The 7,250-nt window shown below is 60.1% G+C and carries 6 protein-coding genes; 5 read left to right on the top strand and 1 reads right to left on the bottom strand.

The window, feature by feature from the left end; all coding sequences use genetic code 11:
- The first annotated feature begins 142 nt into the window (after positions 1 to 142).
- From OC610_RS17480 to ilvD, 5 genes are all read left to right on the top strand, one after another.
- On the top strand, positions 143 to 1,339 hold the full coding sequence (locus OC610_RS17480) for a class I SAM-dependent rRNA methyltransferase (RefSeq protein ID WP_181288162.1): 1,197 nt from the start codon (positions 143 to 145) through the stop codon (positions 1,337 to 1,339).
- Positions 1,340 to 1,763: 424 nt separating this feature from the next.
- Positions 1,764 to 2,828 (top strand): SagB/ThcOx family dehydrogenase, encoded by a 1,065-nt coding sequence (locus OC610_RS17475; RefSeq protein WP_264429371.1) that lies wholly within the window; start codon positions 1,764 to 1,766, stop codon positions 2,826 to 2,828.
- Positions 2,825 to 3,778 (top strand): diiron oxygenase, encoded by a 954-nt coding sequence (locus OC610_RS17470; RefSeq protein ID WP_264429368.1) that lies wholly within the window; start codon positions 2,825 to 2,827, stop codon positions 3,776 to 3,778. Before OC610_RS17475 ends, OC610_RS17470 begins: the two co-directional genes overlap by 4 nt.
- On the top strand, positions 3,771 to 4,976 hold the full coding sequence (locus tag OC610_RS17465) for an MFS transporter (protein ID WP_264429366.1): 1,206 nt from the start codon (positions 3,771 to 3,773) through the stop codon (positions 4,974 to 4,976). Before OC610_RS17470 ends, OC610_RS17465 begins: the two co-directional genes overlap by 8 nt.
- Before the next feature lie 258 nt (positions 4,977 to 5,234).
- The gene (gene ilvD, locus OC610_RS17460; RefSeq protein WP_258648467.1) at positions 5,235 to 7,076 is read left to right on the top strand and encodes a dihydroxy-acid dehydratase; all 1,842 of its coding nucleotides are present in this window, start codon (positions 5,235 to 5,237) and stop codon (positions 7,074 to 7,076) included.
- Between the two features lie 92 nt (positions 7,077 to 7,168).
- Here ilvD and OC610_RS17455 read toward each other — a convergent pair.
- Positions 7,169 to 7,250: hypothetical protein (locus OC610_RS17455; protein ID WP_264429373.1), on the bottom strand; the 82-nt coding region annotated here is incomplete at its 5' end.

Below are 7,250 nucleotides of genomic sequence, written 5' to 3'. Positions count from 1 at the left end.
CCTACGCAGCTCCTATGCAGGTCGCAGCGCCTATACAGTGTCTGCGGCCAAGCGAGCGTATGCTCCCTCGCCGCATGTCCACGGCAAGCCCCGTAACGGTTGCAACACGGTATACTCCCGCTCTTTTTTCCGGAGCGACGTCATGTCCCTGCCTAGCCTGCGCCTCAAAGCCAATGCCGACCGTCGCCTGCGCGCCGGCCACTTGTGGGTCTACAGTAACGAAATCGATGTAGCCGCCACCCCGCTGCACGGCTTCAAGGCCGGCGACCAGGCAATCCTCGAGGCCGCGGGTGGCAAGCCGCTGGGCATCGTCGCGATGAGCCCCAACAACCTGATCTGCGCGCGCCTGCTGTCCCGCGATGCGAAGCTGCCACTGGACAAGTCCCTGCTGGTGCATCGCCTCAATGTGGCGTTGTCGTTGCGCGAGCGGCTGTTCGACAAGCCTTTCTATCGCCTGGTCTACGGTGACTCCGATCTTCTGCCGGGCCTGGTGGTCGACCGCTTCGGCGATATCCTGGTGGTGCAGATCGCCTCCGCCACCATGGAAGCCCATAAAGACGACGTGATCGCCGCGCTGACCCAAGTGCTCAAGCCCAGCGGCATCCTGTTCAAGAACGACTCCGCAGCCCGTGACGCCGAAGGCCTGGAACGCTACGTCGAGACCGTGTTCGGCCTGGTGCCGGAGTGGGTTGCCCTGGAAGAGAACGGCGTAAAATTCGAAGCGCCAGTCATCCAAGGCCAGAAAACCGGCTGGTTCTACGACCACCGTATGAACCGCGCACGCCTGGCGCCGTACGTCAAAGGCAAACGCGTACTGGACCTGTACAGCTACATCGGCGGCTGGGGCGTGCAGGCCGCCGCGTTCGGCGCCAGTGAAGTATTTTGCGTCGATGCTTCGGCCTTCGCCCTCGACGGTGTCGAGCGCAACGCCGCACTGAATGGCTTCGCCGAAAAAATGACCTGCATCGAAGGCGACGTGTTCGAGGCCCTCAAGGAACTGAAAGCCAGCGAAGAACGCTTCGACGTGATCGTGGCCGACCCGCCGGCGTTCATCAAACGCAAGAAAGACATGAAGAACGGCGAAGGCGCCTACCGCCGCCTGAACGAGCAAGCCATGCGCCTGCTCACCAAGGACGGCATCCTGGTCAGCGCTTCGTGCTCGATGCACCTGCCCGAAGACGATCTGCAGAACATCCTGCTGACCAGCGCCCGGCACCTGGACCGTAACATTCAATTGCTGGAGCGTGGCGGCCAGGGCCCTGATCACCCCGTGCATCCGGCCATTGCCGAAACGCGCTATATCAAGAGCATCACCTGCCGGTTGTTGCCTAACAGCTGAGCCCTTGCGGGGCGGTACTGAACGCCGCCTCGTACTTACTTTTCGATCGATATCCGACTCGCAGCCTTGGCTGCGAGTTTTTTGCGTGTAATAAATTTACCCAACCGTGAAGTAATAACCACCGATGGCGCAGGTCCTAAGAACCATCCCACATTATTACGAGAGCTTTCCTACTCGACACGCGCTTGCCAAGCATTCATTACAAACTATTATTGAGTCGTCACATCGGAAGTGACAGCCAACACTACAAAATGAAACTTACTCAGCAAGGAGCCGCACGATGCAAGCTATCAATCTGGAATCCAAGAAAATTGCCAACCTGGCAGGCCTGATCATTCCAACCTCCGCTAAATAAGATGAAAGGGCCGGGAAGCACAAGCGTCCCGGCCGCTTTTTCTCAATCTCGTCCCAGCGGAAACAGGCCATGCATATAAACCCCTGCATCTTCATATTGGCGCGCCCGCCTCACCAAGTCATATGGAACTATGAGCAACACACTCAATATAAACTTGATGTCACTCACGCCTTACGCCTGGCGCAACTTATAAATGACCCATCGCAGTTCGATGATGCCAACGCTATCGATATAAAGTTCGCCAACGTCGACATATTGATTACAGGACCTGAACGTCACATTGATTGGAAATGGGACGAGTTGTCGAAGATATTTCATATCGGAACAAAAAACATTCCGTGCGAAGACGCCCCTCAAGACGTCAACGAGTGGGCAGCGCTCTACTTGCAACACTGCAACGAAGTCCTCGCGTCTCCGGCACCTGCCGCGGCAAGGCCGTGCCCAATGGATCGGATTACCCTTGGGCATCCGTCACTCGTCGAGTTGCAGGATCTTTCGCTGGCCCGGACCCTCATCAGCCGGAGTACCTCCCGCTCATTCGACGGACGTTCCGTTTCCATCGACCAGGTCAGCACCCTTCTTTACCTGACCCTGGGCTACCTGAAAGAACGATCCATCTCTTGCGAAGCGCTCCGCGCACGACGCAGCAGCCCTTCGGGTGGCGGCATGAATGCTTGTGAAGGCTATCTCTACGTGCGCAGTGTCACCGGGCTGGAAGCCGGTATCTATGCCTATCACCCAGGCGAACATGCACTGAGCCTGATTCGACCGCTGCCGGACGAACCATTAGGTCACTTGTTGTGCGGGCAACACTTCATCAATTCATTGCCATTCGGGCTATTCATCACCTCGCGATTCGACCGGCTCTGGTGGAAATACGAGCATTCGCGCGCCTATCGAATGGCTTTCGTCGAGACGGGCCATGTTTCACAGAGTTTCCTGATGGTTGCAACTGCGTTGGGCCTGGATACCTGGCTGACGGGGGCCTTGTCCGACCGTCAGGTAGAACACCTGCTCGACCTTGAAGGCTCCCCCGAACAGCCGCTGTTCTTCGTCGGCTGTGGCCATGGCGACGGGCAGGTTCATTGCCGCGAACTGATGGCCTTGGCCGAACGCCAGGACAGGCAGCCATGACCGACGCTCCTCTAGCGCGCACGCCTCGTTACACCCTGGGCGACTGGGACAACAAGGCCACCGTTCGCACCGGCAAAAACCATTACCGACTGCCCGACGATCTGGAGCAGCAACTGGCGAGCCGAGACTGGTTTCCCCCGGCTTTCATTCCCTATACCCAGCATCCCTTGGTTGCACGAGCGGGACGCTCCGTTACCCAGCGCCTGGCGGCCAATCACCTGGTCTATTTCCTCGACTACACGACGTTGCTCGAGCACCGGGTCGTCAACCGTTCCGTCGAAATCCTGATCCACGGCGAGTTTGCCGTGCCTATCCCCAAGCAGATGAAAACCGCAGCCCTGCAGCTCTACACCGATGAGGGCTATCACGCGCTCTTCTCCAATGAGCTGGCAGAGCAGACCGCCACCTACCATGGCATTGAGGATCGGCCGCGCGCCAGGCGAATCGGCCGGTTGCTGGGCGTAATCGACGCAACGTCCCCGGCGGATCGCCCCCTCGCGTGGTTCCTGCTGGGGTTCGTCTCGGAAACCATCATCGCCAGGGAGCTGCTCGCCGTTGCCCGGGAAACGCTGGTGTCGACGATTTACCGGATGCTCAGGGATCACCTCGAAGACGAGGCGCGCCACAGCCGCTATTTCAGCGAGGTGTTCCACTACCTATGGTCGCTCCTCGACACGGCACAACGCCACCTGGCCGCAGGCATGCTCCTGGATATCATCGGCCGCTATTTTGAGCCGGACATGCCCTGGCTGATGGGCAGCCTCGCCAGCGTAGGCTTCGACGAGCCGGCATCCCGGCAGATCGTTGCTGGCATTGTGCAGCCAGCCGCCCATGCCGCAGGGGTCCGGTCGGGGGCGGTGTCGACATTCGCAGCCATGAAAAGGGCGGGGTTCTTCAACCAGGATCACCCTCGACAGTTGTTCACCCAAGCGGGCTTCATCGATGACTGATCCCCGGACAGTAGCGCAACCCCGCAAGCCAGCCGTTGTTGGCCTATTGCTGATGCTGACCTTGCTCGGCGTATTCCCTATCGATGTCGTACTGCCCTCGTTTCCGGCGCTGTCCAGTCACTTCGGCAATCCGTTATCCGATATCGCCCTGTCCGTCAGCCTGTTTGCGGTGGGCATCGCGCTCTCGCAGCTACTGGTCGGCCCGCTCTCCGACGCCATGGGCCGGAAAAGACTGTTACTGAGCGGCATTGTGATCTCGGGCTTCGGTGCCGCAGGCTGCGTATTGGCCAACGAGTTCTGGCTGTTCCTGGTTTTCCGAATCATCCAGGCACTGGGATGCGGTTGCTTTGTGCTGTCCCAGGCCTTGATCCAGGACTTGTTCAGCGGACAGGAACAGCAACGGCTGCGCATTTTCCTGGTCACCTGCGGCGGCATTTTCATTTCGGTTTCGCCCCTGGCCGGAACAGGACTGCAAGGCTGGATGGGCTGGCAGGGCAGCTTCCTGGCATTCATTGCCCTGGCAGTGGGTGCGTTTGTCGCCGCGTGCTGCCTGTTGCAAGGCGCCGGGCATGGCTGGCAGACCAAACGCCTGGGTTTCATTGCGTCTTACCGCAACGTCTGCTCGGACTTCAGCTTCATGGCGTACTGGCTGATTTCCGCGCTGGCGTTTTCCTGCCACTTTTCCTTTATCGTCATTTCGCCGCTGGTTTTCATTGATCAGTTGCAACTTTCACCACAGGCTTTTTCCTTGGCGTTGCTGGGTTATGGACTGGCCTATATTGGCGGCGGCGCGTTCGCGACCGTGTTGAGCAACCGCATCGACTCGCACACGCAAATCATCACGGGCCTGTGCCTGATCCTCGCGGCGGGCTTGTTGATGCTGGGATTGTTCAGCACCATTGACCTGTCGATTACCTCCGTACTGCTGCCCATGGTCGTCTGCACCGCCGGAACGACCATTGCCCGCGCGGCAGCCCACACCCGGGCGATGAATATATTCCCGGAGCAGGCAGGGACCTCAGCTTCCGCCGGCAGCGTGCTGATCTTCGTCATCGGAGGTTCGACCAGCGCCGCGATCAGCCTCGCCTCACTGGATCTGCAACTCACCTTGGCGCTGTGCCTGATAACACTCAGCCTCCTGGGGATAACGATCAATCAACTGGTGCAGCGCCGCCACAGGGGGCTGTTGCCTGGCTGAACGCTGCCAGTCGTCATCCCAAGCGCGACATTGGGGCCGGTTCAGCGCTTTGCATCATTTCATCCTGGCGCCAGCGGTGTAGAATCGTGGCATTCATCGCCATTCATCCCCGGCGGGTTTATGAGCTCATGCCGAGGCGCGCAGCGATCCTGCAAAGTCATCGGCCACTTCCGGACACACCGCCAATCCCGAGTGTTCCAGAGGTCAACAGAAGCTCACTTCCCCTTTGATACTTTGATTAGCCGCCCGGAGTGCTCCATGCCTGATTACCGCTCGAAAACATCCACCCATGGCCGCAACATGGCCGGCGCCCGTGCCTTGTGGCGCGCCACGGGGATGAAGGATGACGACTTCAAGAAGCCGATCATCGCCATTGCCAACTCCTTCACCCAGTTCGTACCGGGCCACGTCCACCTCAAGGACCTCGGCCAACTGGTTGCCCGTGAAATCGAGCGCGTCGGCGGCGTTGCCAAGGAATTCAATACCATCGCCGTGGACGACGGCATCGCCATGGGCCACGACGGCATGCTCTATTCGCTGCCGAGCCGCGAGATCATCGCCGACTCCGTCGAATACATGGTCAACGCCCACTGCGCCGACGCCATCGTGTGCATTTCCAACTGCGACAAGATCACCCCCGGCATGCTCATGGCCGCCCTGCGCCTGAACATTCCGGTGATCTTCGTTTCCGGCGGCCCGATGGAAGCCGGCAAGACCAAGCTCGCCAGCCATGGCCTCGACCTGGTGGACGCCATGGTGATCGCCGCCGACTCCAGCGCCTCCGACGAGAAGGTCGCCGAGTACGAGCGCAGCGCCTGCCCGACCTGCGGTTCGTGCTCCGGCATGTTCACCGCAAACTCGATGAACTGCCTGACCGAAGCCCTGGGCCTGGCGTTGCCGGGCAACGGCTCGACCCTCGCCACCCACAGCGATCGCGAACAATTGTTCCTGCAGGCTGGCCGGACCATCGTCGAGCTGTGCAAGCGCTACTACGGCGAGAACGATGAATCGGTGTTGCCACGCAACATCGCCAATTTCAAGGCGTTCGAAAACGCCATGACCCTGGACATCGCCATGGGCGGTTCCACCAACACGATCCTGCACTTGCTGGCCGCTGCCCAGGAAGCCGAGATCGATTTCGACCTGCGTGACATCGACCGTCTGTCCCGTCACGTACCACAATTGTGCAAGGTCGCGCCGAACATCCAGAAGTACCACATGGAAGACGTGCACCGCGCCGGCGGGATCTTCAGTATCCTCGGTTCCCTGGCCCGTGGCGGCCTGTTGCACACCGACCTGCCGACCGTGCACAGCAAGACCATGGCCGAGGCCATCGCCAAGTGGGACATCACCCAGACCACCGACGAAGCCGTGCACCACTTCTTCAAGGCCGGCCCGGCCGGCATTCCGACGCAAACCGCGTTCAGCCAGTCGACCCGCTGGGAAACCCTTGACGACGACCGTGAAAACGGCTGCATCCGCAGCGTCGAGCACGCTTACTCCAAGGAAGGCGGCCTGGCCGTGCTGTACGGAAATATCGCCCTGGATGGCTGCGTGGTGAAGACCGCTGGCGTCGACGAGTCGATCCATGTGTTCGAAGGCAACGCCAAGATCTTCGAAAGCCAGGACAGCGCCGTGCGCGGCATCCTCGCCGACGAAGTGAAGGCCGGCGATATCGTGATCATTCGTTATGAAGGACCGAAGGGCGGCCCGGGCATGCAGGAAATGCTCTACCCAACTTCCTACCTGAAGTCCAAGGGACTGGGCAAAGCCTGCGCCCTGCTGACCGACGGTCGTTTCTCCGGCGGCACTTCAGGCTTGTCCATCGGCCACGCCTCGCCAGAAGCGGCGGCTGGCGGTGCCATCGGCCTGGTGCGCGATGGCGACAAGGTCCTGATCGACATTCCAAATCGCTCGATCAACCTGCTGATCAGCGACGAAGAACTGGCCGAACGCCGCATCGAGCAGGACAAGAAAGGCTGGAAACCGGTGGAAGTGCGTCCGCGTAAAGTCACCACGGCCCTGAAGGCTTACGCCTTGCTGGCCACCAGCGCCGACAAGGGCGCAGTGCGCAACAAGGCGATGCTGGACGGCTTGTAAGAGTCCCTGTAGGAGCTGCCGCAGGCTGCGATCTTTTCCGTATCGCTTGAATTCCAAGCGAAAGATCAAAAGATCGCAGGCTCCGCCAGCGCCTACTGGATGTCTTCCGGCTTGACGATCACCCAGTTCTTGTCCGCCGTCACCGGCAGTCCTTCCTTGGCCTGGGCAGCCGCA

Source organism: Pseudomonas agronomica, from assembly GCF_025917275.1.
Taxonomy (GTDB): domain Bacteria; phylum Pseudomonadota; class Gammaproteobacteria; order Pseudomonadales; family Pseudomonadaceae; genus Aquipseudomonas; species Aquipseudomonas agronomica.
Note: the sequence above shows the minus strand (reverse complement) of the source record. Positions and strands in the feature narration are given on the sequence as shown.